Here is a 26772-nt window from a genome sequence, read left to right on the forward strand (position 1 = left end):
TGGCGCGATCTTACTCTCGTAGAATTACGAGGTGCAACCTAGTGCAACCACCTAGTTCGTCCCGCCTGGAAAAGGTTGCACCCACGCAACATGACAGACCTCGCAAGGCCGGCCTCAGATCCTCAACGGATCGATTTCCAACTGCCAGCGCACGCCCTTCACTTGCGCACCCACCTCCTGAAAAGTGGGCAGCCACTCACTCAAAAACCGTTGCAGCACGGGGCGCGATCCGGCTTCGACCAGCATCTGGGCACGCTCCTTGTTGAAGATGCGCACCATCGACATCGGCACCGGGTCATGGAGTTGCACCTCGGGCGCCATCGGGCATGCATCGGCATGGTCCCGCGCGGCTTTCAGGAAGGTCAACGCACGTTCCAGCTCGCCGTGTTCCGCCGTGATGAGCGCCTGGTAGGCGAACGGGGGCAACCCGGCCTGCCGGCGCTCGCGCAACTGGCTGGCTGCGAATCCATCATAGTCATGGCGCGCCAGGGCCTGCAATGCGGGGGCGTCCGGATAACGCGTCTGGATCATCACTTCGCCGCCCAGCCCCGCCCTGCCCGCCCGTCCGGCCACCTGCATCAAGGACGCAAACAGATGCTCGGCCGCGCGGAAGTCGTGACTGAACATGGCGGCGTCGGGGTGGACCACGCCGACCAGCGTCACGCGCTGGAAGTCGTGGCCCTTGGCCACCATCTGGGTGCCGACGAGGATATCGACTTCGCCCGCATGAACCTCATCGAACATGGCCTGCGCGCTGCCCTTCTTGCGCGTGGAATCGGCATCGATGCGCGCGATGCGAGCCTGTGGAAAACGTGTGGATAACGCTTCCTCGATTCGCTGCGTACCACGCCCGAGCGGCGCCACATCGACATTGCCGCAGTCCGGGCAATGGTGTGGCACCGGCGACTCCAACCCGCAGTGGTGGCAGCGCAGCCGCCGTTCCGGTCGATGCAGCACCAGGTACGCCGAGCAGCGCGGGCAACCCGACAGCCAGCCGCAGCTATCGCAGGCCAGCACCGGTGCATAACCTCGCCGGTTGAGGAACAGCAGGCTCTGCTGGCCGCGATCGAGCCGATGCTGGATCGCATCGAGCAACGGCACCGACAGCCCCTCGAACAGTTCGCGCTGACGCTGACGCTCGTGATTCAGATCGATCAGCCGAACGGTCGGCAACGCGGCATCGGTCTGGGCGCGTTCGCGCAACACCAGCTTGCGATACGCGCCCTGCTCGGCACGCTGCCAGGATTCCATCGAAGGCGTAGCCGACCCCAGCACGATCGGCACCTTGAGCTGGTTCGCCCGCCAGACCGCGAGGTCGCGCGCCGAGTAGCGCAACCCTTCCTGCTGCTTGTAGGACGTATCGTGCTCTTCGTCGACAACGATCAGCTTGAGGTTCGGCATCGACGCCATCACCGCCATCCGGGTGCCCAGCACGATGCGCGCCTCACCCCGGTGCGCCGCCAGCCATTGGAGGCTGCGCTCCTGATCGGCGAGGCCGCTGTGAAGCACGGCCAGCGGCAAGTCCGGAAAGCGCTCGGCGATCCGGGATTGCAGCTGTGGCGTGAGGTTGATTTCGGGGACCAGCATTAGCACCTGCGCCGAGGGGTCCGCTGCGAGCCGATCCGCCATCGCGTGCAGATACACCTCGGTCTTGCCGCTGCCGGTCACACCGTGCAGCAGGAAGGCCGCGAAGCCCGCGGCAGCCGCGATGGCATCCACCGCCCGGCGCTGCTCGTCATGGAGTGCCGGCGCAGGCGATGGCGCAAGGTCTGCACGCGTCTCCAGCAGGATCTGCGGCGCGTGCGCGCACTCGACCCAGCCTGCGGCCTCCCATTCAGCCAAGCGCGCCGGTGCCGCCGTGCAGATTTCCCTCGCATCGGGCAGGCGTACCCATTCCTGCGCGGCGATCAGCAGTTCAGCCAGGGCACGCACGGTGCGGGCGCGAGTGGGAGCGGCCTCACGCAACGCGTCGGCACAGCCGGGCCGCAGCCGGTACTGCACGGTCTGGGCGCGCACGCCAAGCCGCTCCCACGTCTCCGCGTCGCGCAGCGACGGCGGCAGCGATGGCAGCATCACCTCGCCCAGACAACGGTGGTAGTAGCGCGCGGCGAACCGGGCCAGGGCGAGCCACTCGTCGTTGAGCGGGGGCAGCCAGCCGATTCGCTGCGTAATGGGCCGGAGCTTGTCCGAAGGCACATCCGAATCGTCTGCGAGTGCAACGGCGACGCCCACCACCATGCGCTTGCCAAACGGCACGACCACCAGCTCCCCGGGTGCGGCCGCGCCATCGGAGAGATAGTCGAAGCAGTCATCGGCCGGCGTATCGAGTGCCACGCGGACGATTCGGGGATACGACAACGTGGGAGCAGTTGTCTGTAAGGTATCCGCCACAGTTACCGTGCCTGGCGAGTTGGGGCTGATCACACGCACCCTCCCGACTGGTGCATGGCGATGGCGCGAATCCGGTGCATGCCAGTCGAGAGCTTTACGTTGGAGGAAGTCTGTGTGCGGCGCAACATCAACTTAAAGTAAAACTTGAAATGTGACCCTAAGTCGATGATCCATGGAAGGTTTTGCCGCTGCCAGAAAATGCCTGTGGATAACTTTGTTGAAAAGTCGCGCCGACCACCCGCTAAGGCGCGTACGGCAAGGGTTCCATCGCTCCGGCCAGCCCGTTTGGAGAAGATTCAAAGCCTTATAAATCAAGGGCTTGCAAACCTCCCCCAAGTGAGTTAAGGACTTACCCGCTCGTGCAGCGCCGCAAACCTATCGGTGTGCATAAGTCAAGCCTTGACAACAAGCCCCTGGCACCTTTTTGGCGATAAAAATCAAAATAGTTTACTTGACAGCCCGCCTTTAGCGCCGCCTGCGCCACAAATGGGATTTTACCCATCACATCGTTGCGACGCGGGGAAACTGACTGCACAGAGAATCAGGCTGACCGCGTAGCGCGCAGTTTGCGGCTGTGAGCGTGGACCTCATCGACGAGGATCGAAACGTTCTCAGGCGGCGTGAACTGCGAAATACCGTGTCCCAGGTTGAAGACGTGGCCATCGCTACCACCACCTGCCGCGAAGCTGTCGAGTACGTTGCGCACCTGTTCGCGAATCGCCGCTTCCGGGGCAAAGAGGACGGTCGGATCGATGTTGCCCTGGAGCGCCACACGGTTACCGGTGCGCTGGCGAGCCTGCGTCAGGTTGACGGTCCAGTCCAGGCCGATGGCGTCCGGGCCGATATCAGCGATCTGCCCCAGCCAGATACCGCCGCCCTTGGTAAAGACGATCACGGGAATCTGCTCGCCGTTGTGCTCGCGCTTCAGGCCCTGCAGCACCCGACGCATATAGGCCAGCGAGAACGTCTGGTACATGCCGTCGGCCAGCGCACCGCCCCAGGTATCGAACACCATCACGGCCTGCGCGCCGGCTTCGATCTGCGCGTTCAGGTAGGCGGAAACAGCCTGGGCATTGATTTCCAGGATGCGATGCATCAAGTCTGGCCGGCCATACATCATGGCCTTCACAGTGCGGAAATCGTCGGAGCCTCCGCCTTCCACCATGTAGCAGGCCAGGGTCCATGGGCTGCCCGAGAAACCGATCAGCGGCACGCGCTGGCGACCGTCCTGCACAAGCGCGCGGCGGATCTCGCTGACTGCATCGAACACGTATTGCAGTGACGACATATCCGGCACGGCCAGCTTCGCCACATCGGCTTCGGTACGCAGCGGATGTGCAAAACGCGGGCCTTCGCCCTGAGCGAAGGACAGGCCGAGGCCCATCGCGTCCGGGACGGTCAGGATGTCGGAGAACAGAATGGCCGCGTCCAGCGGATACCGGTCCAACGGCTGCAGCGTCACCTCGGTCGCATATGCCGGATTCTTGGCGAGTCCCAGGAAACTGCCTGCGCGCGCGCGCGTGGCATTATATTCAGGCAGGTAGCGGCCCGCCTGGCGCATCAGCCACAGCGGTGTGTGTTCGGTGGGCTGCCGGCGCAATGCGCGCAGGAAGGTATCGTTCTGCAATGCGGTCATGGTCATCCTCGTAAGACCGCCATTCTACGGGAACGCAGCGGTCTTCCCACGGCTGGGGCCGTGATGCCCGTCATGTCCGACGGGCTCGGTGCAGCAGACTCAGAGTTCGTCGAAGGTGCCGACGAATGCCTGCGCCGCGCGCCGCATCCACTCGCGAGCACGCGGCGCCTCCGGCTGCAGACGCGCAAAGCCATGCGTCATGCCGCTCGCCTCGATCGTGGTCACCGGTGCGTCATGACGCACCAGGAAATCCGCGTAGGCCAGGCCATCGTCGCGCAGCACGTCGTTGGCGGCGACCATCACCACAGTGGCTGGCGGCAACTGGGCAGGTGGCGAAGCCATCAAATGAATGCGCGGATCGGACTGTTCCGGTCCCCGCGCCAACGCGGCGTCACCGATGTACTGGGTCCAGAACCATGACATCTCGTCGCGCGTCAGGCCCGGCCCTTCGGCAAAGGCGCGGTAGCTTTCCGTCGTCAGCACAGGCGCGGCCACCGGATAGATCAGCAACTGGGCGTTCACCACTGGCGCACCGGCCTCCTCGTTGACGACACGCGCCGCCGCGGCGGCCAGATGACCACCGGCGCTATCGCCGGCGACGGCCAGAAAGTCTGGCGTCGCGCCGAGTGCTTCGCGTTGTGCCGCGAGCCATCGCACGGCGGCCACGGCGTCGTCGCATGGTGTCGGAAACGCATACTCGGGCGCCAGGCGGTAATCGACACTCGCCACGATGCACCCCGTATCGGTGGCCAGCAAGGCGGCAACCGTGTGATGGGTCACCGGCGAGCCAACCACCCAGCCTCCCCCATGGAAATAGACAATCAGGCGTGCCGGGGCGCTGGCCGCGGGTCGAAATATGCGGACAGGCAGCGCCGCGCCGTCGACCGGGATCTCCAGGTTGCTGACTTGCATGTCTTCCGGATCTGGCAGGATGGACAGCGCCGCCACCTCCTCGAAGCGCGCACGACGCGCCACGGCATCCGCCGCAAGAGGTTGTCCCGCATACCGTTCAGCCATGCGAAGGTAGTACGCCTGCAATTGGGGATCGATGGCCATGGGAAAATCGGGAATAACGAAGGATCGTCAGTGTAGCGGCAGTTGCGGCGGCTCCACCGCTTCGGAAAACGGCAATACGAACCGTTTCGAATCGTAACGCTGAATGCGGCATCGCACAGAGCGTTGGCGGTGAAATGGCAGCCACCCTACCAAGGAGGGATGCCAATTAAGCACGGGCCTAAAAAACGTAATGCATTCAGTACACTAGCCCCAAAATGTATTTACATTCCCCCTAGAAGGAAGGCGCCGCTCAGGTGATGAAAACGGTTTCAAATTTGCGCAAAAGTGTTTAAAACGCCGGGAAATATCGCAGCCAGCTTTCAACTTCTTGCAAACCGATACATTTTGTTACTGCCATGCCCAGAAGTTTCCCCCACAATGCATTGACAGACCAGCGCTTGGTGTGAGGCACCCCCGCCGCTAAGCTCTTGAATAATAAGGGGTGTAGAAGAAAGCCTAGCAGTAACCCGAATTATCCAGACCAGCCTCTTCTCAGAAGTGGCTGATCCGGACAACCAGGAAAGCTGGCAGCGCGAGGCTTGAGATTCCAGAGTGGGAAACTCGCCGATCATGCGGAGACGAAAGTTCCGCTGCGCTTGTAAGTAAAACTCCTGGACCGAACCCGTTCCTTCGAATTGACCCCTCGAAGGGATTTTCCCGTCCGCGCGGTGCCTCCCCGGCCCGCGCGCTTTTTTTTGCCGTCCTGGCTCGAAAATATAGCGCGCGCACTTAAAAAAAGGCAGCCAACTGGCTGCCTTTTTTACTGACCACGCTCAAAAAACAACGACGCGGCGTCAGTCAGGTAATGCTTACTTCTTACGACGCAGGCGGGCGATTGCAGCCAGCTGTGCGGCGGCCACGGCCAGTTCGCTTTGCGCACGAGCCAGGTCGAGATCGCTGCTCTGGTTCTGCATCAGCTCCTCGGCAGCGCGCTTCGCTTCCTGGGCCTTGGCTTCGTCCAGATCGCCACCGCGGATGGCGGTGTCGGCCAGCACGGTCACGTGCTGAGGCTGGACTTCCAGAATGCCGCCGGCAACGAACACGAATTCCTCGCTGCCGTCTTCCTTCTCGATGCGAACCGCACCGGGTTGGATACGCGTGATCAGCGGCGTGTGGCCCGGCAGAATACCGAGTTCACCCGACTCGCCCGGCAGCGCAACGAACTTCGCCTGACCGGAAAAGATCGACGACTCCGCGCTGACGACGTCTACAAGAATGGTTGCCATATATGATCCTTTCTCCAGAAGGCGTTTGCTTCCCGCAAACAGGAAGCGGTGATTCGCCTTCAGCCCGGGTGGCTGCCTTTCGGCGATGCCACCCCGGCCGGTGAAGGCGAAAGACCTCGCTTACTGAAGCTTCTTGGCCTTTTCGAAGGCTTCGTCGATCGAGCCAACCATGTAGAACGCCTGCTCGGGCAGGTGATCGCACTCGCCATCCACCAGCATCTTGAAACCACGGATGGTTTCCTTCAGCGGCACGTACTTGCCCGGCGAACCCGTGAACACTTCGGCCACGTGGAACGGCTGCGACAGGAAACGCTGGATCTTACGCGCACGCGACACGGCGAGCTTGTCTTCCGGCGACAGTTCGTCCATGCCCAGAATCGCGATAATGTCGCGCAGTTCCTTGTAGCGCTGCAGGGTCTGCTGGACGCGGCGGGCCACTTCGTAGTGTTCCGTACCCACGACTTGCGGATCCAGCTGGCGCGAGGTCGAATCGAGCGGATCGACGGCGGGGTAGATACCCAGCGCGGCGATGTCACGCGACAGCACGACGGTCGAGTCCAGGTGCAGGAAGGTGGTAGCCGGCGACGGATCGGTCAAGTCATCCGCAGGCACGTACACGGCCTGAATCGACGTGATCGAACCCGTCTTGGTCGACGTGATCCGTTCCTGCAGCTTGCCCATTTCTTCAGCCAACGTAGGCTGGTAGCCCACGGCCGAAGGCATACGGCCCAGCAGTGCCGACACTTCCGTACCGGCCAGCGTGTAGCGGTAGATGTTGTCGACGAAGAACAGGATGTCGCGGCCTTCGTCGCGGAAGCGCTCGGCCATGGTCAGGCCGGTCAGCGCCACGCGCAGACGGTTGCCCGGCGGCTCGTTCATCTGGCCGAACACCATGGCCACCTTGTCGAGCACGTTCGAGTCCTTCATTTCGTGGTAGAAGTCGTTCCCTTCACGGGTACGCTCGCCCACGCCGGCAAACACCGACAAACCGCTGTGCTGCTTGGCGATGTTGTTGATGAGCTCCATCATGTTCACGGTCTTGCCGACGCCGGCGCCACCGAACAGGCCCACCTTGCCGCCCTTTGCAAACGGGCACACCAGGTCGATCACCTTGATGCCCGTTTCCAGCAGGTCAACCGAAGGCGACAGTTCGTCGAACTTCGGTGCCTTCTGGTGAATCGCGCGCTTTTCGTCAGCGGCGATCGGACCGGCTTCGTCGATCGGGCGACCCAGCACGTCCATGATGCGGCCCAGCGTACCGTGGCCAACCGGCACGGAGATGGGGGCGCCGGTGCTCTTCACCGACATGCCACGGCGCAGGCCGTCCGAGGAACCCAGGGCAATGGTACGCACCACGCCGTCGCCCAGTTGCTGCTGCACTTCGAAGGTCAGACCCTTCTCGGCGAACGACTTGTCGTTGCCCTCTTCGAGCACGAGTGCGTCGTACACCTTCGGCATTGCGTCACGCGGGAACTCGATGTCCACCACGGCGCCAATGCACTGCACAATATTTCCGATACTCATTTCGTATCTCCGATAGCTTGAATACTTGACGCCTTAGACCGCTGCCGCGCCGCTGACGATTTCCGACAGTTCCTTCGTGATCGCTGCCTGACGGGTCTTGTTGTAGACCAGTTGCAGTTCGCCAATCACGTTCTTGGCATTGTCGGATGCCGCCTTCATGGCCACCATGCGCGCGGATTGTTCCGACGCCATGTTCTCGGCCACGGCCTGGTACACCAGCGCTTCGACGTAGCGGACGAGCAACTCTTCCACAACCGTCTGGGCGTCGGGCTCGTAGATGTAATCCCACGAGTAGGCGCGCTTCTCATCTTCGGTCTGGCTCAGCTTGTCTGCCGCCAGGGGCAGCAGTTGCTCGACCATCGGCTCCTGCTTCATCGTGTTGATGAACCTGGTATAGGCCAGGTACACCGCATCGACTTCGCCGTTGGTGAAGGCATCCAGCTGGACCTTGATCGCGCCGATCAGCTTTTCCAGGTGCGGGGTGTCACCGAGCTGCGTCACGTTCGAGACCACCTTGGCGCCGATGCGACCCAGGAACTGCATGCCCTTGGTACCGATGGCGGTCGCTTGCACGTCCACGCCCCGGCCCTGCAGGTCCTTCAGTTCGTTGGTCACAGCTCGCAGCACGTTCGTGTTCATGCCGCCGCACAGACCCTTGTCGGTCGTCACCACGATCATGCCGACGCGCTTCACATCGCGCGCCACCATGAACGGGTGCTTGAACTCGGGGTTGGCAGCGGAAAGGTGCGCTGCGATATTGCGCACTTTTTCAGCGTAAGGGCGGGCGTTACGCATCCGTTCCTGCGCCTTGCGCATTTTGGATGCGGCGACCATCTCCATCGCCTTGGTGATCTTTCGCGTGTTCTGCACGCTCTTGATCTTGGTTCGAATCTCTTTCGTTCCGGCCATATCTTTCCTCTCCATTCATGCCGCGCCCGCTGCCTTGCGGCAGCGGCGGCGCAGCGCATGGAATCACGCGGTTAGAACGCGGCGGACTTCCTGAAATCCTCGATCGCGGCACGCAGGGCGGCTTCGTCGTCCTTCGACAGATCCTTGGTATCTTCGATGCGGTTGACGAGGTCGGCGAACTTGGTCTTCAGGTGGTCGTGCAGGCCCTTCTCGAACGGCAGGATGTCCTTCACGTCGACGTTGTCGAGGAAGCCATTGTTCGCGGCGTACAGCGACGCGGCCAGTTGCCACACTTGCAGCGGCTGGTATTGCGGCTGCTTCAGCAGTTCCGTCACGCGGCGGCCGCGCTCCAGCTGCTTGCGGGTGGCATCGTCCAGGTCCGAGGCAAACTGCGCGAACGCAGCCAGTTCACGGTACTGGGCCAGGTCGGTACGGATACCGCCGGACAGCTTCTTGACGACCTTGGTCTGCGCTGCACCACCCACGCGCGACACCGAAATACCGGCGTTGATAGCGGGGCGGACACCGGCGTTGAACAGGTCGGTTTCCAGGAAGATCTGACCGTCGGTAATCGAGATCACGTTGGTCGGCACGAAGGCGGACACGTCGCCAGCCTGCGTTTCGATCACGGGCAGCGCGGTCAGCGAACCGGTCTTGCCGGTGACGGCGCCGTTCGTGAACTTGGCCACGTAGTCTTCGTTCACGCGGGCAGCACGCTCGAGCAGACGCGAGTGCAGGTAGAACACGTCGCCAGGGTAGGCTTCGCGGCCCGGCGGGCGGCGCAGCAGCAGCGACACCTGACGGTAGGCCCATGCCTGCTTGGTCAGATCGTCATAGACGATCAGTGCGTCTTCACCGCGGTCGCGGAAGTATTCGCCCATCGTGCAGCCGGCGTAGGCAGCCAGGTACTGCATGGCGGCCGAGTCCGAAGCCGATGCGGCCACGACGATCGTGTATTCCATGGCGCCCAGCTCTTCGAGCTTGCGCACCACGTTCGAGATCGTCGAAGCCTTCTGGCCGATTGCCACGTACACGCAGAAGACGCCCTTGCCCTTCTGGTTGATGATGGCGTCGACGGCCACGGCGGTCTTGCCGGTCTGGCGGTCGCCAATGATCAGCTCGCGCTGGCCACGGCCGATGGGCACCATCGCGTCGATCGACTTCAGGCCGGTCTGGACCGGTTGGCTCACCGACTGACGTGCGATCACGCCCGGTGCCACCTTCTCGATCACGTCCGTTTCCTTGGCGTTGATCGGGCCCTTGCCGTCGATCGGCTGGCCCAGCGTGTTGACCACGCGGCCCAGCAGTTCCTTGCCAACCGGCACTTCCAGAATGCGGCCGGTGCACTTGACCGTATCGCCTTCCGAAATGTGTTCGTAATCACCCAGCACCACGGCACCCACCGAGTCACGCTCGAGGTTCAGTGCCAGGCCAAAGGTGTTACCCGGGAATTCCAGCATCTCGCCCTGCATCACGCCAGACAGGCCGTGCACGCGGCAGATACCATCGGTCACGGAAATTACCGTACCGGTGTTGCGCACTTCAGCGTCGGCGCCAAGACCCGAGATGCGGGACTTGATCAGCTCGCTGATTTCTGAGGGGTTCAGTTGCATCACAATGCTCCTAATTCTTCAATCCGTCGGCCGTTGCGGTCAGGCGGTCAGCGTGGCTTGCATGGCAGCCAGGCGCGTACGCACGGAGGTGTCGAGCACTTCGTCGCCGACCTTGACGCTCACGCCGCCGATCAGCGATGGGTCGACCACCACGCTCGCGTACAGCTTGCGGCCGAATTTGCGTTCGAGTGCGGCGACCAGGTCGTTCTTCTGCGAGTCATCCAGCGGGAAAGCGCTGGTGATTTCCACATCGGACGACCCCTCGCGGGCGTTCTTGAGCACATGGAACTGTTCGGCGATCTCCGGCAGCACCGTCAGGCGGCTGTTTTCTACCAGCAGCTTGACGAAGCGCTTTGCCTCGTCGTTCACCGGGCTCTTCAGCACCGACAGGAACACTTCCTCGAGCTTGGCGCCCGGGACGTTCGGATCGGTGGCGAGGGCCTGCATGTCGGGATTGGCGGCAACCTGCCCCATTTCCGACACCAGTTCGGACCATGCACCCAGGTTGCCTGCACCGGCTTCGCTCGCGACGCGGAACAGCGCCTCGGCGTAGGGACGGGCAATGGTTGCGGTTTCAGCCATGATTAGAGCTCAGCCTTGAGTTGATTGAGCAGGTCTGCGTGGACCTGCGCGTTCACTTCACGCTTGAGGATCTGCTCGGCACCCTTCACGGCCAGCACGGCAACCTGGTCGCGCAGCGTCTCGCGAGCGCGGGTAACCTGCTGTTCCGCCTCGGCCTTGGCCTGGGCGATGATACGTGCGGCTTCCGCCTGGGCGTTTTGCTTGATCTCGTCGGCGGCTGCCTGGGCGCGCTTTTCAGCGTCGGCCACGCGTTGCGCGCCTTCGGTGCGGGCTTCGGCCATGGCCTGGTCCACACGCTTGTTGGCGATTTCAAGCTCCGCCTTGCCCTTTTCGGCAGCGGCGAGGCCATCGGCGATCTTCTTTGCGCGTTCGTCGAGCGCCTTCACCAGCGGCGGCCAAATGAATTTGGCAACAACCCACCACAGGATGAAGAACACGACCATCTGCGCAAGAAACGTTGCGTTCAGATTCATGGTGTGTTCCTTTCGGTAATCAAACTACAGATAAATGCACAAGGGCGGCCAGGCCATCGGACTGAGGCCTGCGCCGCCCGTCAGCATCATGCAGACCGAAAAGACTTACTGAATGACAGCCAGCAGCGGGTTCGCGAACGCGAACAGCATTGCAACACCCACGCCGATCAGGAATGCAGCGTCGATCAGGCCGGCCAGCAGGAACATCTTGGTTTGCAGCGGGTTCATCAGTTCAGGCTGACGTGCGCATGCTTCGATGTACTTGCCGCCCATCAGGGCGATACCCAGGCAGGCACCGATAGCGCCCAGACCGATGATGATGCCGATACCGATTGCGGTCAGACCCTGGATGTTGGCGAGATATGCTTGCATGATGACTCCTTTAATTGAGAGAGACTTAGAACCAAAAAACTAAAAAACGAAGAACCTGAAATCAGTGGTGATCGTGAGCCTGGCCGATGTACACCAGCGTCAGCATCATGAAAATAAAGGCCTGGAGCAGCACGATCAGGATGTGGAAGATGGCCCATACGGTGCCGGCAACCACGTGCCCGATGAAGCCCAGCGCGGACAGGTCCGCACCGAACGTCCAGATGGAACCCAGCAGTGCGATCAGCAGGAACACCAGTTCGCCGGCGTACATGTTGCCGAACAACCGCATGCCCAGCGACACGGCCTTGGCCAGGAATTCGATGATGTTCAGGATCAGGTTGAACGGGGCCAGGTACCACTTGGCGCCGAACGGGGCCGAGAACAGTTCGTGCATGAAGCCGCCTGCGCCCTTGATCTTGAAGCTGTAGTAGATCATCAGCACCAGCACCGAACACGACATGCCCAGCGTACCGTTCAGGTCGGCCGTGGCCACTGCGCGGTGGTGCGGGAGATGGATGTGGAAGATGCCCAGCAGGTTGTTCAGGCCGGTGACCCAGTCGACGGGGATCAGGTCGATGGCGTTCATCAGGGTGATCCAGCAGAACACCATCAGCGCCAGCGGGGCGATCCACGAACGGTCGCCGTGGATGATGCCCTTGGCCTGGTCGTCGACCATCTCGACGATCATTTCCACGAAAGCCTGGAAGCGGCCCGGCACGGCCGGCGTGACGCGGCGTGCGGCAACGTAGAGGAACAGCACGGCGATAGCGCCGCACAGCACGGACCAGAACACGGTGTCATAGTTGATGACACTGAAATCGACGACGGCGTGCTGCTTTCCGCCGATCGAATTCAAGTTTTGCAAGTGTTCGGCGATATAGCCTGAGGGTGTGAGCGTGTGCCCAGCGGTAGCTTCAGCTGACATGTCGAAACGAAAGGTATATTGCGAAATTGGTCTGTCCGGCGCCAACTCATCGGCCCACCGGTATGCGTCTTGCATGGCCTTCGGTCACATGACCGGTCACCGCCCGTGCAAGCTCGCCGCTTTGTTCTGGCAAAACTTCTGGCAAAACCTTACTCACGCTGCGCTTCACCTTCGTGACGCGCGGCGCATGAAACCTCTTGATAATCCGGATGGGTGCCTCATCTGAGACGCAAGCCCCACGCCGCGGCGCTGCCTGTGCAGTGCCAAGGGCGACGGGATTCGCGTTCATCCGCTTAGCGGATCGCGAGCGCCACCCAATAAGTCTTGAGTGCCAACAGGAACGTGACCAGCAAAGGTACCCAGTGCAAATCACGGTACAGCACGATCACCAGCACCAGGAGTGCCACGGTGCCGAAGATCTTGATTGCCTCGCCGGCCACCAGGCCGCCAACCGATGGCTGCTTGCGCGAAACGTACAAGCGCAGCGCGAAGAAGCCGCTGGGTACGAAACACGCCATGCCACCGAAGAAAGCGGACCAGCCTGAGGCCATGCCACCCTGCGCAAACATCGACCAGGCAAGTGCCGAAAGCAGCGTCACGATTACCTGAGCCACTACCACCTTGCCTGGCGTCATGCGGGACGGACGCAACGCGCGCTCGCCCAGCAGCTTCACCGCCTCGGCACGCGACAGCGGATCGACAGCTTCGTCCTCATCCCGGGCGTTATCATCCCACTCGTCACGAAGGTCTCGCACCACCACCTGCCCAGTCTCGGCCCAACCCGGAATTTTTCCGGCCCGGCCAGATTTCAAACCGCACGATTCTATTAGGAATCGCCAACTTGAGTCAATCTGCTTTCAGTTAGCTTGCATTGAATTTCGCACAACGGTTGCTATCACGTCTTCATGATGGCGGGTGCGAAATTGCGCGGCAATGATGCGAAACGTAATTGGATTGCGCTCGTCCTTGCGCGAATCATGGTGTTTTGGCCCCCGTTGACGCCGTGCGGCTGCGCACCGCAATGAATCATCGCTGCGGGGGCGTTCGGTTATCGCGCAGATTGTCTGCCGCAGGCTGGTGCACGCGATGTGCAGGTGTCGCGCCGGGCCGACAGCGCGAAATATCCACCAGTAAAACATTGCCGAATGACGGGTAAACCGGTTATGCGCTGGCTTCAGGTTCGCGCAGCCGTGTCAGTACCCCATCGAGCGCGTCGTTGCTCGGGAAGTGGATCGTCAACTGACCCTTGCCGCGCGCACCGAGCCTGATCTGGACGGCCAGCCCCAGCGTGTCGGACAACTCCTCTTCCAGCCGTGCCACGTCGCGCGTGCCGTTGCCCTGCTTCTGCTTGAGTGATTTGAGATCAAACGGCTTCAGCGTCGAGGCCACCAGCTTCTCGGTTTCACGTACCGACAGCCGTTTGTTCACGATCTGATTGGCCAGCGTGATCTGGTTGGCACCATCCACGGCCAGCAGTGCGCGGGCGTGCCCCATGTCGAGATCACCGGCCATCAGCATGGTCTGCACCGGCGAGGCCAGGTTCAGCAGGCGCAGCAGGTTGGACACCGCGCTGCGCGAGCGTCCCACCGATTCCGCGGCCTGCTCGTGCGTGAAACTGAATTCGCGGATCAGGCGCATGATGCCTTGCGCTTCTTCCAACGGGTTCAGGTCTTCGCGCTGAATGTTCTCGATCAGCGCCATCGCGGCGGCGGCTTCGTCGGCCACGTCCTTGACGAGCACCGGCACCTTGTCGAGGCCGGCCAGCTTCGATGCGCGGTAACGTCGCTCGCCCGCGATGATCTCGTAGCGGTCGGGTTCGGCCACGCGGCGCACCAGGATCGGTTGCATCAGACCCTGCGCGCGGATGCTGGCGGCCAGTTCCTGCAGCGCGCCTTCGTCCATGCGCGTACGCGGCTGGTATTTGCCGGGCTGCAACTGATCCACGCGCAGCACCGACGGCGCGCCGGTTTCCTTCGCGGCTTCGACAATCTCGGCCGGGCCGCCGAGCAATGCTTCCAGTCCCCTGCCCAGGCCCTTCTTCTTTGCGGTCACCATGCTCGCCACCTTCCTGTCCAATGCTTGTTGCCGCTCAACCGAGCTGACGCACGCGCGCGATCATCTCCGCGCCGAAATCGAGATAGGCCTTGGCGCCCTTCGAGGTCGCATCGAAGGCCACGCCGGGCATGCCATATGACGGCGCTTCGGCCAATCGCACGTTGCGCGGAATCATGGTCTTGAACACCTTGTCGCCGAAATGGGCTTCGAGCTGCGCCGAGACCTGCTGCTGCAGCGTGACGCGCGGATCGAACATAACGCGCAGCAGGCCAATTACCTTGAGATCGCGATTGAGATTGGCGTGCACCTGCTTGATCGTGTTGACGAGATCCGACAACCCTTCGAGCGCGAAGTATTCGCACTGCATCGGCACGATGACCCCGTGCGCCGCGCACAGTCCGTTCAGTGTCAGCAGTGACAGGGACGGCGGGCAATCGATCAGGACAAAGTCATACTGGTCATCGACTTCCGCAAGGGCCTGCTTGAGCCGGCGTTCGCGCTGGTCGAGCTCGACGAGTTCGACTTCCGCTCCAGCCAGTTCGCGGTTGGCCGGCAGTACATCGTAGCCACCCGACTCGGAGCGTTGACGCGCCTGCGACACCGAGGCCAATCCCACCAGTACCTGATACACGCTATGTTCGAGCGCCTGCTTGTCGATACCCGAACCCATCGAGGCATTACCCTGCGGGTCCAGATCCACCAGCAGCACACGCTGATCCTGCGCAACCAGTCCGGCAGCAAGATTCACCGTGGTGGTGGTCTTGCCGACGCCGCCCTTCTGGTTTGCGATCACGAATACCTTGGCCATATGCGCAGAAGCTCCTCGTTGCACCACTCTTATTCGTTGAAAGAATAGTACGTTTTAAAACTAGATCAGGCTAATTCAACGCCTTGATAACACTACCAAATGCCGCTCGGCATCGAGTTCGGGCACGTGCAAACGCGGCACAGCGTCGATTTGCCACGCTTCCATCAGTCCTGCCGCGTCCATCCGATCGAACTCGGCCTGCGGATACACCCCCTTCATGGCGAGCAGCTTGCCGCCTGGTCCCAGCAAATGTCCGGACAGATTCACGAAGTCAGTCAGCTCGGCGAATGCGCGCGACGTGATCACCGCATATCCGTTTGTGTCCTCGATCTTTTCGACCGGCCCCCAATGCGCGGCGGCATTGGTCAGTTGCAACTGGGCGCGGCACTGCGTCAGGAAGGCCGTCTTTTTCTGGACGATATCGACCATCAACACCGACACGTCCGCGCAAGCGATGGCAAGCGGCAATCCCGGCATGCCACCGCCAGAGCCCACGTCGAGCACCCTGCCCCGCGCAGCGTCAGGTACGGTGATGCTGCGCGCAGCTTCGGCCAAGGCGGGCACCGCCGCCAGGGAATCGAACAGATGGTGCGTCAGCATCTCGTCGGGGTGACGGATGGCGGTAAGGTTGTAGACGCTGTTCCACTTGCGTAGCAGCGTCAGATACGACAGCAGCGTTTCAATCTGCGCCGCAGACAGCTTCAGACCAATGGTCGTCAGCGCCGCTTCGAGTCGCGTGCGCTGCGCGGCCTCGTCGATCACAGGAGTCCGATAACCCGCCACTCAGGCTGCCTCCTGCCCGCTAGCCGTCGACGGACTCGTCGGCGGCGTGCGTCCCATGCCCTTCTTCTTCAGATGCACGAGCAGCAGCGAGATCGCGGCCGGCGTGACGCCGGAAATCCGCGACGCCTGGCCCAACGTTTCCGGACGATGCTGGTTCAGCTTCTGACTTACTTCAAAGCCCAGTCCGCGCACTTCGGTGTAGTCGAAGTTCGGCGGGAGCTTGGTGGATTCGTTGGCTTCGAGCTTGTCGACTTCGGCGGCCTGCCGCGCGATGTAGCCGTGATACTTGATCCCGATCTCGATCTGTTCGCGAATCTGCTCGGCCAGCATCGCATCGTCGGCCAGTGGCGTAGACGGTGCATAGCGTCCGTCCTGCAACGTCACCAGTGCTTCGTAGCGGACTTCTGGGCGACGCAGCAAATCGGCCAGCGAATACTCGTGCTCGATGGCCTTGCCGAGCAGCGGCACGGCGTCGGCGGCGGGCAGCAGCGTGGGGTTCACCCACGTACTCTTCAATCGCTCTGTTTCACGTGAAACAGCGTCGCGCTTCCGGTTAAAGGCATCCCAGCGCGCGTCATCGACCACACCCAGTTCACGTCCAACTTCGGTCAGGCGCATGTCGGCGTTGTCTTCGCGCAGACTCAGGCGGAACTCGGCACGGCTCGTGAACATGCGATACGGCTCAGTCACGCCACGCGTGATCAGATCATCCACCAGCACACCCAGATATGCTTGGTCACGGCGCGGCGTCCAGGCATCGCGCTCGCGCACAAAGCATCCGGCGTTGATACCGGCCAGCAGCCCTTGCGCCGCGGCCTCTTCGTAACCGGTCGTGCCATTGATCTGGCCCGCGAAGAACAGGCCGTCGATGGCCTTGCTTTCCAGCGACGCCTTCAGGCCACGCGGATCGAAGTAGTCATATTCGATGGCATAGCCGGGACGCAGGATGTGCGCATTCTCCATGCCGCGAATCGAATGCACGAGATCGAGCTGCACATCGAACGGGAGGCTGGTCGAGATGCCATTCGGGTAGAACTCGTTCGTGGTCAGCCCTTCCGGCTCCAGGAAGATCTGATGGCTTTCCTTGGACGAAAAGCGATGGATCTTGTCCTCGATACTCGGGCAATAACGCGGCCCTACCCCTTCGATGACGCCGGTGTACATTGGCGAGCGATCGAGGCCACCGCGGATGATGTCGTGCGTACGGCTGTTGGTATGTGTAATCCAGCAAGGCAACTGCTGCGGATGCTGTTCTGCGCGACCGAGGAACGAGAATACCGGCACCGGATCGAGATCGCCCGGCTGCTCTTCCATAAGCGAAAAATCGATCGTGCGGCCATCGATACGCGGCGGCGTGCCGGTCTTGAGGCGGCCTTGGGGCAGCTTCAATTCCTTGAGACGCGCCGACAACGACACGGCCGCGGGATCGCCCGCACGCCCGCCCGTGTAGTTGTCCAGTCCGACGTGAATCTTGCCATCGAGAAACGTACCGGCTGTCAGCACCACGGCGCGCGCGCGGAAGTCGATACCGGCCTGGGTGCGAGCGCCGACGACGCGGTCGCCCTCCACCATCAGATCATCCACAGCCTGCTGGAACAGCATCAAGTTCGGCTGATTCTCCAGCCGGGTACGGATCGCGGCACGGTACAGCACGCGATCAGCCTGCGCACGCGTGGCGCGAACGGCCGGGCCCTTGCTGGAGTTGAGAATCCGGAACTGGATGCCGGATTCGTCCGTCGCGGCAGCCATCGCGCCGCCCATGGCGTCCACTTCCTTGACCAGATGGCCTTTGCCAATGCCGCCAATGGACGGATTGCAGCTCATCTGACCAAGGGTCTCGATGTTGTGGGTCAGAAGCAGCGTCTGGCAGCCCATTCGCGCGGCGGCGAGAGCGGCTTCGGTGCCGGCGTGACCACCACCGACAACAATGACATCGAATTCTTTTGGGTAAAGCATGGGACACCTCCTCCGGGAGGCTGGGCGGGAAAAATGCGGGATGCCGAATTATAGCGGCAATCAACTGGCCGTCCCGTGCCCTGCCCCGATGTTTCACGTGAAACATGAGGCCATGGGAGCTAGCCGTCGCAAATGTGTTGTTTCACGTGGAACATCGAATGTAAAAAGCCCCGCACACGGCGGGGCTTCAAAGTATGTTTCACGTGAAACGTACTACGTCTGATGGCTTCGGATATAGGCCGCCACGGTCTGACAGAGACGGGAAAGATCGCGCTGCAGCGACCCGAAACTCGCATTGGGTTGCTTGGTTGCTTCGTCCATGTAGAGCGGGCGGCGGATCTCGATCTGCAAACTGTTGCGCCGCTCCGCCGGTCGGCCGATCTGGGCAATCAACTGGACACCCTTGTAGGGATCGTTGCGCGCCACCGTGTAGCCCATCCCGCGCAGTTCCCGCTCGATCAGCTCAACAATCCCCGGCTCGCACGTCGTGCCATCCCGATCCCCAAGGACAAAGTCCGCCAGCGGATGCGGGCTTTTGATCTTCAGACGCTCGTAGGCATTATTTGGCATCGAGTGCAGGTTCAGATGCCAGAGTGCGCCAAATTGCTCGTACGCGGACTCCACTGCCCGATCCAATGCGGCATGGTATGGCTGGTAGTACCGGGAAATTCGATTCTGCACCTCGGCAACGGAAAGCTGGCGATCATAGATCGGCGTGTCCGCATCGATCCTCCGCCAAACCAGGCCGTACCCCAGCTTCGTTTTCGGTCCCGGTGCAAGCGGCGTGGGCCATGCCGATGCCAGCAGCTCCGGGTCCAGGTCGTCCAGGGTGCGGTTGGGATCGATATAGACCCGGGGAAACGTAGCCGCAATCAATGTGCCGCCAACCTTAGGTACGCCCTGCCAGAGCGCGTCGATATGGGTATCCTCGCCACCACGCAGGCGCTGCAGAGGCACCGCAGCGCCGAAGTCGCCCGGGTAGTGGACGCCACTATGCGGAGAGTCGCAGACCAGCGGCAGTGCCTCGCCCTGCGGCAAAGCCAGCGTGAAAGGACCGTCCGATGCGTCGCCGTGAATGGCTTCAAAAGGCTGCATGGCTTAGTCCAGCTTGATATTGGCGGCCTTGGCCACTCGCGCATAGCGAGTCAGCGCCTGCTGGATCTGCGCCTTGAACTGGTCCGGCGTGGTCGGCATCAGCGTGCCGCCCGACTCGTCCACCCGGCGCTTGAACTCAGGCTGCTGCATGGCCTTGTGGATGGCGGCATTAAGCTTGTCGATGATCGGCTGCGGCGTCCCGGCCGGCGCCACGATACCGAACCAGCCACCCTCGCCCATGTCCTTGTAGCCAAGTTCGGCATAGGTCGGCACGTTAGGCAGCTGCGGCGAGCGCTGCGCGCCGAGCAGTGCCAGGGCACGCAGGCGGCCCGCTTTCACGTGAGGCAGCGTGGTCGAGAGGTTGTCGGTAATGGCGTTGACCTGCCCTGCCACCGCATCGTTGAGCGCCAAACCGGCGCCCTTGTACGGCACGTGCAGCAGATCGATCTTGGCCAGCGTCATGAAGTTCTCGATGTTGACATGACCGAGCGATCCGGCGCCCGGCGAGGCGAACGTATACTTGCCGGGATTGGCCTTGGCCAGTGCCACGAACTCTTGCATCGTCTTGGCCGGTACGCTGGGATGTACCGCAAAAATGCTCGGAATCGCCACGACATTGGTCACGGGCGCGAAGTCCTTGATCGGGTCGTAGCCCAGCTTCGGATAAACGGCTGGGTTCGAGCCATGGGTGCTGACCGTGGCCATGCCGATGGTGTACCCATCCGGCGCCGAACGCGCGACCTGCTCCATCCCGATCGAGCCCCCTGCCCCGCCCTTGTTGTCGACCACGATAGTCTGACCCAACTCGCGTCCAGCGAACTCGGCTACGAGGCGAGCCGACAGGTCGGTGGTGCCGCCCGCCGCGAACGGCACGACGAGCCGGATCGGCTTGTTCGGGTAGCCGGACTGTGCGGCGGCCGGCAGTGCAAGCGTGCCCAAGGCACCTGCGACGGCTGTGGACAACACTGTGGACAACACTAGACGGCGACGCGCGCCGTGGGCTTTGTGGGCTCGGTTCATCTGTGCAAACTCCTCTTTTCTGGCTCTCGATTCGGGGTCCCGAGCGGCCAGTGTCGTTGAGTTTACCGAGCTCGCACAAACGACTATATTGCACGCTTCCATTACCAAAGATCATCTTCGGAGCGCCATGCGTATACGCTCGCCTTCGATGTCCGAGTTGCATGCCTTCGTCACGGCCGCCCGGCTCGGTAGCTTCACGCGCGCTGCGGATACGCTCTGCGTCACGCAAGGCGCTATCAGCCGCGCCATCGCCCGTCTGGAGGCCCACTTCGGCCAGCCGCTCGTGTATCGGAATGCGCACCGCCTGACGTTGACCGAGGCGGGTCGCAGCTACCTGGAGGGGATTGCGGAGCCTCTGGCAGCACTGGAAACCGCCAGCGCGGCGATGTTTGGCGAGGACCGCCGCCATCATCTGACGCTCTCGGCCGTGCCCACGCTGGCCAGCGTCTGGCTGGTGCCGCGCCTGCCGGACTTCCACCGCAAGCATCCGGACATCCGACTGGACTTCGTGCCCTATCGCCGCGACGAGGATTTCTCGGGCGCGAAACCCGATGCCGCATTGCTGACGGGCGAGGCCAGTACGTGGCCGAACTGGCAGGCGGACTATGTGATCGGTCGGGAAATGGTGCCGATCTGCCACCCTGCGCGCGCTCACGCCAGACAGTCTGCCAATCTGTGGAAAACTCCTGCCGACCTGATGGGCGAACCGCTACTTTTCCACACAACTGCCCCCAGGAACTGGCAACACTGGTTGCAGGCCGCAGGCGTACCTGATGCTGCGCCAACACTGGCGCGCGGATTCGATCAGGTGTCGATTCTTCTGGAGGCGGTGAAGGCCGACATGGGCATCGCCGTTCTCCAGCGATGCCTTGTCAGGGATGCGTTGCAGGCCGGTCAGGTGGTCGCACCGTTCGACCTGCCGGTGACCTTGAACCGGGGTTACTTCCTCTGCGCGCCACGCGAAAAGCGCGACCATCCAGCGCTCAGGATCTTCCGCGAATGGCTGCTGGAACTGGCCAAAAGCGATATCGCTGCCTTGGTCCGAACGTAGATATCCACACTGTGGATATCTTTGTGAACAACATCGTTCTGACGAATGAAAAATGGCGCCACAAGGGCGCCATTATTTTCCATACGTATACGCAGCCGCCGAAATCGAGGTTAGGCGGCCTTCTTCGCCAGCCCCAGATAGGTCTCGATGACCTTCGGGTTGCTGGCGAGATCCGAGGCTTCTCCTTCCATCGCCATGTCGCCGGTCTCGATCACATACCCGTAGTCGGCCACCTGCAGCGCCGCGCGCGCATTCTGCTCGATCAGCAGCGTGGCAACGCCTGTCTGACGCAGATTACTGATGATGTGGAAGATCTCCTTCACGATCAGCGGCGCCAGACCCAGGCTCGGCTCGTCGAGCATCAGCAGCTTCGGTTTTGCCATGAGCGCGCGCCCTACCGCCAGCATCTGGCGCTCGCCACCGGACAGCGTGCCGGCTTCCTGCTTCGCGCGCTCCTTGAGGCGCGGGAACAGGCCGTACACGACTTCCATCTGGTCGAGGTAGTTGCGCTCCCCTGCGCGCTTGCGTCGGAAGGCGCCAAGCTGGAGGTTGTCTTCCACGCTCATCGTGGCGAACAGCTCGCGCTTCTCCGGCACCAGGCACATGCCGCGCGCCACGCGCCCTTCCACCGGGATGCCGGTCATGTCGTGATCCAGGTAGCGCACCGAGCCGCTGGAGGAACCCGTCACCGGCAACGCACCCATGACCGCATTGAGCATCGTCGACTTGCCCGCGCCATTGGGACCGATCACCGTGACGATCTTGCCGGCCTCCACCTTCAGGTTCACGCCATGCACGGCCTCCACCTTGCCGTAGCGCACGTGCAGGTCTTTCACTTCAAGAATCAGACTCATCTCAATTCCTCACGCTACGCTTCACTCGACGCCGCCGAGATAGGCTTCCAATACCGCCGGATTCTTCTGGACCTCTTCAGGTACGCCTTCCGCGATGCGCGTGCCGAATTCCATCACCACGAGGCGATCGGTCAGGTTCATCACGAAGTCCATGTCGTGCTCGACGAGCAGCACGCTCATGCCCTCGCCCTTGAGCTTGCGCAGCAGATCGGCCAGCGCCTGCTTCTCCTTGTAGCGCAGACCCGCGGCGGGTTCATCGAGCAGCAGCAGCGCAGGGTCGCAGCACAGCGCCCGTGCGATTTCGAGAATGCGTTGCTGCCCCAGTGCGAGACTGCCTGCTTCCATGTACATGCAGTCGGCGAGACCCACGCGTTCGAGTTGCCGTTTCGCTTCGGCGAGGAGTTTCTGTTCCTCCGTGCGATTCAGCCGCAGGATCGCCGCCATCACGCCCCCTTGCGGACGGAAGTCACCGCGCAGGTGTGCGCCGATGGCCACGTTCTCCAGCACCGTCATGGTCGGTAGCAGATGAACGTGCTGGAACGTGCGGCCCACGCCGCGCTTCACAATCTCGCGCGACGGCAGACCCGAAATCACCTCGCCGCGATAACGCACTTCGCCCGCAGTCAGCGGCAGCACACCGGTGACGAGATTGAACGTGGTGGACTTGCCTGCGCCGTTCGGTCCGATCAGTCCGACGATCTCGCCAGCACGCACCTGGAAGCTCACATCGTTCACGGCAACGAGTCCGCCGAACTGCTTGCGTGCGCGCGTGACATCGAGCACCAGCTCGCCGGCTTCGGGCTTCTGACGCACGGGCAATGGTGCAGCGTGATCGGGTGCCGCAACGGGCGGACCCGATGGCACAAGCCTGCGCAGGAACGGCCAGATGCCATCGCGCGCGTACTGCAGCAGCAGCACCATCAGCACACCGAAGACGATGATCTCGAAGTTGCCCGTGCTACCAAGCAGGCGCGGCAACAATCCCTGCAACACGTCCTTGAGGATGGTGAGAATGCCCGCGCCAAGCACCGCACCCCATACGTGGCCCACGCCACCCACCACGGCCATGAACAGGTATTCGATGCCGTAGTTGAGACCGAACGGCGTGGGGTTCACCGCGCGTTGCAGATGCGCGTAGAGGAAGCCCGAGATGCACGCGAGAATCGCCGCCACGACAAAGATCACCACCTTCATCCAGGCGGTGTTCACGCCCATCGCCTCGGCCATCGTGCCGCCGCCCTTGAGCGCGCGAATGGCGCGGCCGGGGCGCGAGTTCAGCAGGTTCTGCATCGCGAAGACGGACAGCAGCACCACCACCCAGATCAGGTAGAACATCGAGCGGCCCGACTGCAGGTCGATGCCGAAGAATGACAGAACCGGAATACCGTTCAGGCCATCGTACTTGCCGAGGAATTCGAGATTGCCGAACAGGAAGAACAGCGATAGTCCCCACGCAATCGTCGCGAGCGGCAGGTAGTGGCCTGACATCCGCATCGTGATGAGTCCGATCACGTAGGCCGAGGCCATCGTGATGACCAGCCCCACGAGCAGGCCGAACCACGGCGAGAGTCCGAACTGCGTGGTCAGGTACGCCGTGCTGTACGCGCCCAGCCCCACGAATGCGGCCTGCCCGAACGATGTCATGCCCCCCACGCCCGTGAGCAGCACCAGCCCGATCGCCACGATGCTGTAGAGGCCGATGTAGTTGCCGAGCGTGATCCAGAACTCAGGTGTCGGCAGCACGGGCAACAGCGCGAGCACAAGCACGAAGGCGACGACGAAGATGCGATTGCGCAGCGCGCCGCGCGTCACCGCTGCATGGCCCGATGCCGGTGCGTCACGCATGGTTTTCTCCAGCGGTTTGTCAGTGAGCATCGTCATCGCTTACTCCTCTTCCTCGACGTGCTTGCTCGTCAACGAACGCCACAGCAGCACGGGAATGATCAGCGTGAATACGATGACCTCCTTGAACGCACTCGCCCAGAACGACGAGTAGGATTCGAGCAGCCCCACAAGCAGCGCGCCCAGCGCCGCCACGGGATAACTCGCCAGCCCGCCGACGATGGCGCCGACGAAGCCTTTCAGGCCCACCAGAAAGCCCGATTCGTAATACACAGTAGTGAGCGGCGCGATCAGCACGCCGCACAGCGCACCCATCGCTGCGGCCAGCGTGAATGACAGCCGCCCCGCCTGCGTGGTGCCGATACCGACGAGACGCGCGCCGAGACGGTTCACGGCGGTAGCACGCAGTGCCTTGCCCTGCAGCGTGCGCTCGAAATAGAAATACAGCGCGGCGATCAATGCGCCTGACACGGCCACTACCCAGAGACTCTGTCCAGAGACCGTGAGCGTGCCCACTTCAAAGCGTGCATCCGAGAACGGCGTCGTGCGCGAGCCTTCGGCACCGAACATCACGAGACCCAATCCCACCAGCGCAAAGTGCACACCCACCGAGACAATCAGCAGCACCAGTGTGCTGGCTTCCGCCAACGGTTGATAGGCCAGCCGATACAGCATGGGTCCGAGCGGAATCACGATCAGCAGCGTGAGCGCAACCTGCGCGGCCATCGGCAATGACTGGCTGCTGTACTGCTGCACGAGCAGATGCACGGCTGCGGGGAAAAGCACGTACTTGCCTGCGAGGATCGCGATACGACGCACGGCGGTAGCGCGCAGGTCGGGGCTACGCATCACGGTCACGCACTCGTAGATGAACGTGAGCACGCCCATCGCCAGCAACAGCCATGTGGTCTGCGGTGCGTGGCCGGCCTGTATCGCAGCAAGCGTCAGGGCACCGTAGGCGACGAACTCGCCCTGGGGAATGAAGATGACGCGCGTCACCGAGAACACCAGCACCAGTGCCAGTGCCAGCAGCGCGTAGATCGCGCCCGAGGTGATGCCGTCCTGCGCCAGAATGGCCGCAATCGAAAGGTCCATTGTCTCCCCGTTTTTCGTGGGTGTTTATATGCCGTGAATCTACGTGGATCCGCGCCGTCAGCATAGCGGCCGTCACGCATGAATACTGTGAATTCAGCGAGGCAAGAGAAAAAAAGGGCGCATGGTTGTCCATGCGCCCCCGTTGCTGCGCCTACCCCGCGCGTGCTCCTGCCAGACGTCTGGTTCGCCGGCTTACTTCTGCAGCTTCCACTTGCCGTCGACGATCTGCACCATCACGCGTGCGCGCTGGTCCATGCCGAGGTGGTCGGTGGAGCTCATGTTGATGATGCCGTGCGAGACGGGCAGATTCCTGGTTTGCTCCAGTGCATCGCGCAGTGCCTTGCGGAATTCCTTCGTGCCGGGCTGGCCCTTCTTGAGCGCTTCGGGAATCGCGTTCTGCAGCAGCAGGCCCGCATCCCATGCATGGCCGCCGAACGTGGACACCTGTCCGCCGAATGCCTTCTCGTAGGCGGTCTTGTAGGTCATGGCCGGCTTCTTCACCGGATTGCTGTCGGGCAGTTGCTCGGCCACGAGCAGCGGACCAGCGGGCAGCAGCGTGCCTTCGCAATCCTTGCCGCAGACGCGCAGGAAGTCGGGGTTGGCTACACCGTGGGTCTGGTAGATACGGCCCTTGAACCCACGCTCCTTGAGCGCCTTGGCGGGCAGCGCTGCGGGTGTGCCCGAACCCGCGATCAGCACGGCATCGGCATTGGCGCCCATCAGCTTGAGTACCTGGCCCGTCACCGAGTTGTCAGTGCGCGCAAAGCGTTCGTTGGCCACCACCTTGATCTTGCGCATCTCCGCCACCTTGGCGAATTCTTGCGCCCAGCTTTCGCCGTAGGCATCCGCAAAGCCGATGAACGCCACCGTCTTCACGTTGTTGTTCGTCATGTCCTCGGCGATAGCCGTTGCCATGTGGGAGTCATTCTGCGGCGTCTTGAAGACCCACGCGCGCTTGGCATCCATCGGCTCGATGATGCGGGCCGAGGCGGCCATCGAGATCATCGGCGTTTCGCTCTCGGCCGCAATGTCCACCATCGCCAGCGAGTTCGGCGTGACGGTGGAACCCACCACCACGTCCACCTTGTCCTCGCTGATCAGCTTGCGCGTGTTCTTGACCGCCGTGGTCGTGTCCGTGGCATCGTCGAGCACGATGTACTCGATCTTCTTGCCCGCGATTTCCTTCGGCAGCAGCGTGAACGTGTTCTTCTCCGGGATGCCGAGCGATGCGGCCGGCCCCGTGGCCGATACCGTGACCCCGACCTTCACCTGGGCGCTGGCCGTGCCTGCAAAGAGGCTGGCGGCGGCAAGAGCCAGCAAGCTGGCGCGCTTGAACGTCATTGCATGTCTCCTTCTGTTCCAAAACGGAAAAAGGCATCCGTCGGCTTCCGGCCGGCGGATGCCCTCAGTTTTTGTAGCGGCCCTGCTTGCTTGCGCACGGGCTCTTTTGTCGGATGCAGCGCTGGCATCCGTATGCCGGAACATAGTCTCGTCCCGTGTTTTCCC

Annotated in this window: 23 protein-coding genes; 1 reads left to right on the forward strand and 22 read right to left on the reverse strand. The window is 62.3% G+C overall.

The features are described 5' to 3' along the window. Nucleotides 1-114: 114 nt before the first annotated feature. From GA566_RS15430 to GA566_RS15515, 18 genes are all read right to left on the reverse strand, one after another. Nucleotides 115-2391, reverse strand: coding sequence for a primosomal protein N' (locus GA566_RS15430; protein ID WP_160473322.1), 2277 nt, complete (start codon nt 2389-2391; stop codon nt 115-117). 541 nt (nt 2392-2932) lie between these two features. Further along, a complete protein-coding gene (gene hemE, locus GA566_RS15435) occupies nt 2933-4027 on the reverse strand; it encodes a uroporphyrinogen decarboxylase (RefSeq protein WP_160473132.1) in 1095 nt (364 codons plus the stop codon). A 99-nt stretch (nt 4028-4126) separates the two neighbouring features. Further along, complete coding sequence (locus GA566_RS15440) at nt 4127-5083, reverse strand: alpha/beta hydrolase (protein ID WP_137926243.1); 957 nt, start codon at nt 5081-5083, stop codon at nt 4127-4129. Nucleotides 5084-5892: 809 nt separating this feature from the next. Beyond that, entirely contained in the window at nt 5893-6309 is a 417-nt protein-coding gene (locus tag GA566_RS15445) for a F0F1 ATP synthase subunit epsilon (protein ID WP_137926242.1), read from the reverse strand. A gap of 120 nt (nt 6310-6429) precedes the next feature. Beyond that, nucleotides 6430-7833, reverse strand: coding sequence for a F0F1 ATP synthase subunit beta (gene atpD / locus GA566_RS15450; protein ID WP_029051300.1), 1404 nt, complete (start codon nt 7831-7833; stop codon nt 6430-6432). 33 nt (nt 7834-7866) lie between these two features. After that, a complete protein-coding gene (atpG, locus tag GA566_RS15455) occupies nt 7867-8742 on the reverse strand; it encodes a F0F1 ATP synthase subunit gamma (protein WP_137926241.1) in 876 nt (291 codons plus the stop codon). Nucleotides 8743-8813: 71 nt separating this feature from the next. Continuing rightward, nucleotides 8814-10355 carry a F0F1 ATP synthase subunit alpha gene (gene atpA, locus GA566_RS15460; RefSeq protein WP_137926240.1) on the reverse strand — a complete coding sequence of 514 codons (1542 nt, stop codon included), beginning with the start codon at nt 10353-10355 and terminating at the stop codon, nt 8814-8816. 39 nt (nt 10356-10394) lie between these two features. Continuing rightward, nucleotides 10395-10937: a F0F1 ATP synthase subunit delta gene (locus tag GA566_RS15465; RefSeq protein ID WP_160473133.1), complete on the reverse strand. Its 543-nt coding sequence runs from the start codon at nt 10935-10937 to the stop codon at nt 10395-10397. 2 nt (nt 10938-10939) lie between these two features. After that, nucleotides 10940-11410 (reverse strand): F0F1 ATP synthase subunit B, encoded by a 471-nt coding sequence (locus tag GA566_RS15470; protein ID WP_137926238.1) that lies wholly within the window; start codon nt 11408-11410, stop codon nt 10940-10942. 105 nt (nt 11411-11515) lie between these two features. Further along, complete coding sequence (gene atpE / locus GA566_RS15475; protein WP_092138471.1) at nt 11516-11782, reverse strand: F0F1 ATP synthase subunit C; 267 nt, start codon at nt 11780-11782, stop codon at nt 11516-11518. Nucleotides 11783-11843: 61 nt separating this feature from the next. Further along, nucleotides 11844-12707 (reverse strand): F0F1 ATP synthase subunit A, encoded by an 864-nt coding sequence (atpB, locus tag GA566_RS15480; protein ID WP_137926237.1) that lies wholly within the window; start codon nt 12705-12707, stop codon nt 11844-11846. A 293-nt stretch (nt 12708-13000) separates the two neighbouring features. Then, entirely contained in the window at nt 13001-13468 is a 468-nt protein-coding gene (locus GA566_RS15485; RefSeq protein WP_370459311.1) for an ATP synthase subunit I, read from the reverse strand. A gap of 400 nt (nt 13469-13868) precedes the next feature. Further along, nucleotides 13869-14762: a ParB/RepB/Spo0J family partition protein gene (locus GA566_RS15490; protein WP_160473134.1), complete on the reverse strand. Its 894-nt coding sequence runs from the start codon at nt 14760-14762 to the stop codon at nt 13869-13871. Nucleotides 14763-14796: 34 nt separating this feature from the next. Then, on the reverse strand, nt 14797-15570 hold the full coding sequence (locus GA566_RS15495) for a ParA family protein (protein ID WP_137926235.1): 774 nt from the start codon (nt 15568-15570) through the stop codon (nt 14797-14799). Nucleotides 15571-15645: 75 nt separating this feature from the next. Beyond that, nucleotides 15646-16332 (reverse strand): 16S rRNA (guanine(527)-N(7))-methyltransferase RsmG, encoded by a 687-nt coding sequence (gene rsmG, locus GA566_RS15500; RefSeq protein WP_160473323.1) that lies wholly within the window; start codon nt 16330-16332, stop codon nt 15646-15648. 21 nt (nt 16333-16353) lie between these two features. Then, nucleotides 16354-18309 (reverse strand): tRNA uridine-5-carboxymethylaminomethyl(34) synthesis enzyme MnmG, encoded by a 1956-nt coding sequence (gene mnmG, locus GA566_RS15505; RefSeq protein ID WP_160473135.1) that lies wholly within the window; start codon nt 18307-18309, stop codon nt 16354-16356. 213 nt (nt 18310-18522) lie between these two features. Continuing rightward, complete coding sequence (locus tag GA566_RS15510; RefSeq protein WP_160473136.1) at nt 18523-19404, reverse strand: N-formylglutamate amidohydrolase; 882 nt, start codon at nt 19402-19404, stop codon at nt 18523-18525. Between the two features lie 3 nt (nt 19405-19407). Further along, nucleotides 19408-20424: a tripartite tricarboxylate transporter substrate binding protein gene (locus GA566_RS15515; RefSeq protein WP_160473137.1), complete on the reverse strand. Its 1017-nt coding sequence runs from the start codon at nt 20422-20424 to the stop codon at nt 19408-19410. 127 nt (nt 20425-20551) lie between these two features. On the opposite strand from GA566_RS15515, the gene GA566_RS15520 reads away from it, so the two are divergent. Continuing rightward, entirely contained in the window at nt 20552-21475 is a 924-nt protein-coding gene (locus tag GA566_RS15520; protein WP_160473138.1) for a LysR substrate-binding domain-containing protein, read from the forward strand. A gap of 110 nt (nt 21476-21585) precedes the next feature. Here GA566_RS15520 and GA566_RS15525 read toward each other — a convergent pair whose 3' ends face one another. The 4 genes from GA566_RS15525 to GA566_RS15540 form a co-directional block, all read right to left on the reverse strand. Beyond that, the gene (locus GA566_RS15525) at nt 21586-22329 is read right to left on the reverse strand and encodes an ABC transporter ATP-binding protein (protein WP_160473139.1); all 744 of its coding nucleotides are present in this window, start codon (nt 22327-22329) and stop codon (nt 21586-21588) included. 21 nt (nt 22330-22350) lie between these two features. Next, nucleotides 22351-24210 (reverse strand): branched-chain amino acid ABC transporter ATP-binding protein/permease, encoded by a 1860-nt coding sequence (locus tag GA566_RS15530; RefSeq protein WP_160473140.1) that lies wholly within the window; start codon nt 24208-24210, stop codon nt 22351-22353. A 3-nt stretch (nt 24211-24213) separates the two neighbouring features. Then, nucleotides 24214-25266 carry a branched-chain amino acid ABC transporter permease gene (locus tag GA566_RS15535; RefSeq protein WP_137926228.1) on the reverse strand — a complete coding sequence of 351 codons (1053 nt, stop codon included), beginning with the start codon at nt 25264-25266 and terminating at the stop codon, nt 24214-24216. A gap of 192 nt (nt 25267-25458) precedes the next feature. Continuing rightward, complete coding sequence (locus tag GA566_RS15540) at nt 25459-26607, reverse strand: ABC transporter substrate-binding protein (protein WP_160473141.1); 1149 nt, start codon at nt 26605-26607, stop codon at nt 25459-25461. Nucleotides 26608-26772 lie beyond the last annotated feature (165 nt).

It is taken from the genome of Cupriavidus sp. SW-Y-13 (assembly GCF_009793345.1).
Taxonomy (GTDB): Bacteria; Pseudomonadota; Gammaproteobacteria; order Burkholderiales; family Burkholderiaceae; genus Cupriavidus.

Bases quoted from the DNA above. Each gene is read 5' to 3' on its own strand.
- hemE (WP_160473132.1), bottom strand. From the start codon at position 4,027: ATGACCGCATTGCAGAACGATACCTTCCTGCGCGCATTGCGCCGGCAG.
- GA566_RS15440 (WP_137926243.1), bottom strand. From the start codon at position 5,083: ATGGCCATCGATCCCCAATTGCAGGCGTACTACCTTCGCATGGCTGAA.
- GA566_RS15445 (WP_137926242.1), bottom strand. From the start codon at position 6,309: ATGGCAACCATTCTTGTAGACGTCGTCAGCGCGGAGTCGTCGATCTTT.
- atpD (WP_029051300.1), bottom strand. From the start codon at position 7,833: ATGAGTATCGGAAATATTGTGCAGTGCATTGGCGCCGTGGTGGACATC.
- atpG (WP_137926241.1), bottom strand. From the start codon at position 8,742: ATGGCCGGAACGAAAGAGATTCGAACCAAGATCAAGAGCGTGCAGAAC.
- atpA (WP_137926240.1), bottom strand. From the start codon at position 10,355: ATGCAACTGAACCCCTCAGAAATCAGCGAGCTGATCAAGTCCCGCATC.
- GA566_RS15465 (WP_160473133.1), bottom strand. From the start codon at position 10,937: ATGGCTGAAACCGCAACCATTGCCCGTCCCTACGCCGAGGCGCTGTTC.
- GA566_RS15470 (WP_137926238.1), bottom strand. From the start codon at position 11,410: ATGAATCTGAACGCAACGTTTCTTGCGCAGATGGTCGTGTTCTTCATC.
- atpE (WP_092138471.1), bottom strand. From the start codon at position 11,782: ATGCAAGCATATCTCGCCAACATCCAGGGTCTGACCGCAATCGGTATC.
- atpB (WP_137926237.1), bottom strand. From the start codon at position 12,707: ATGTCAGCTGAAGCTACCGCTGGGCACACGCTCACACCCTCAGGCTAT.
- GA566_RS15490 (WP_160473134.1), bottom strand. From the start codon at position 14,762: ATGGTGACCGCAAAGAAGAAGGGCCTGGGCAGGGGACTGGAAGCATTG.
- GA566_RS15495 (WP_137926235.1), bottom strand. From the start codon at position 15,570: ATGGCCAAGGTATTCGTGATCGCAAACCAGAAGGGCGGCGTCGGCAAG.
- mnmG (WP_160473135.1), bottom strand. From the start codon at position 18,309: ATGCTTTACCCAAAAGAATTCGATGTCATTGTTGTCGGTGGTGGTCAC.
- GA566_RS15510 (WP_160473136.1), bottom strand. From the start codon at position 19,404: ATGCAGCCTTTTGAAGCCATTCACGGCGACGCATCGGACGGTCCTTTC.
- GA566_RS15515 (WP_160473137.1), bottom strand. From the start codon at position 20,424: ATGAACCGAGCCCACAAAGCCCACGGCGCGCGTCGCCGTCTAGTGTTG.
- GA566_RS15520 (WP_160473138.1), top strand. From the start codon at position 20,552: ATGCGTATACGCTCGCCTTCGATGTCCGAGTTGCATGCCTTCGTCACG.
- GA566_RS15525 (WP_160473139.1), bottom strand. From the start codon at position 22,329: ATGAGTCTGATTCTTGAAGTGAAAGACCTGCACGTGCGCTACGGCAAG.
- GA566_RS15530 (WP_160473140.1), bottom strand. From the start codon at position 24,210: ATGACGATGCTCACTGACAAACCGCTGGAGAAAACCATGCGTGACGCA.
- GA566_RS15535 (WP_137926228.1), bottom strand. From the start codon at position 25,266: ATGGACCTTTCGATTGCGGCCATTCTGGCGCAGGACGGCATCACCTCG.
- GA566_RS15540 (WP_160473141.1), bottom strand. From the start codon at position 26,607: ATGACGTTCAAGCGCGCCAGCTTGCTGGCTCTTGCCGCCGCCAGCCTC.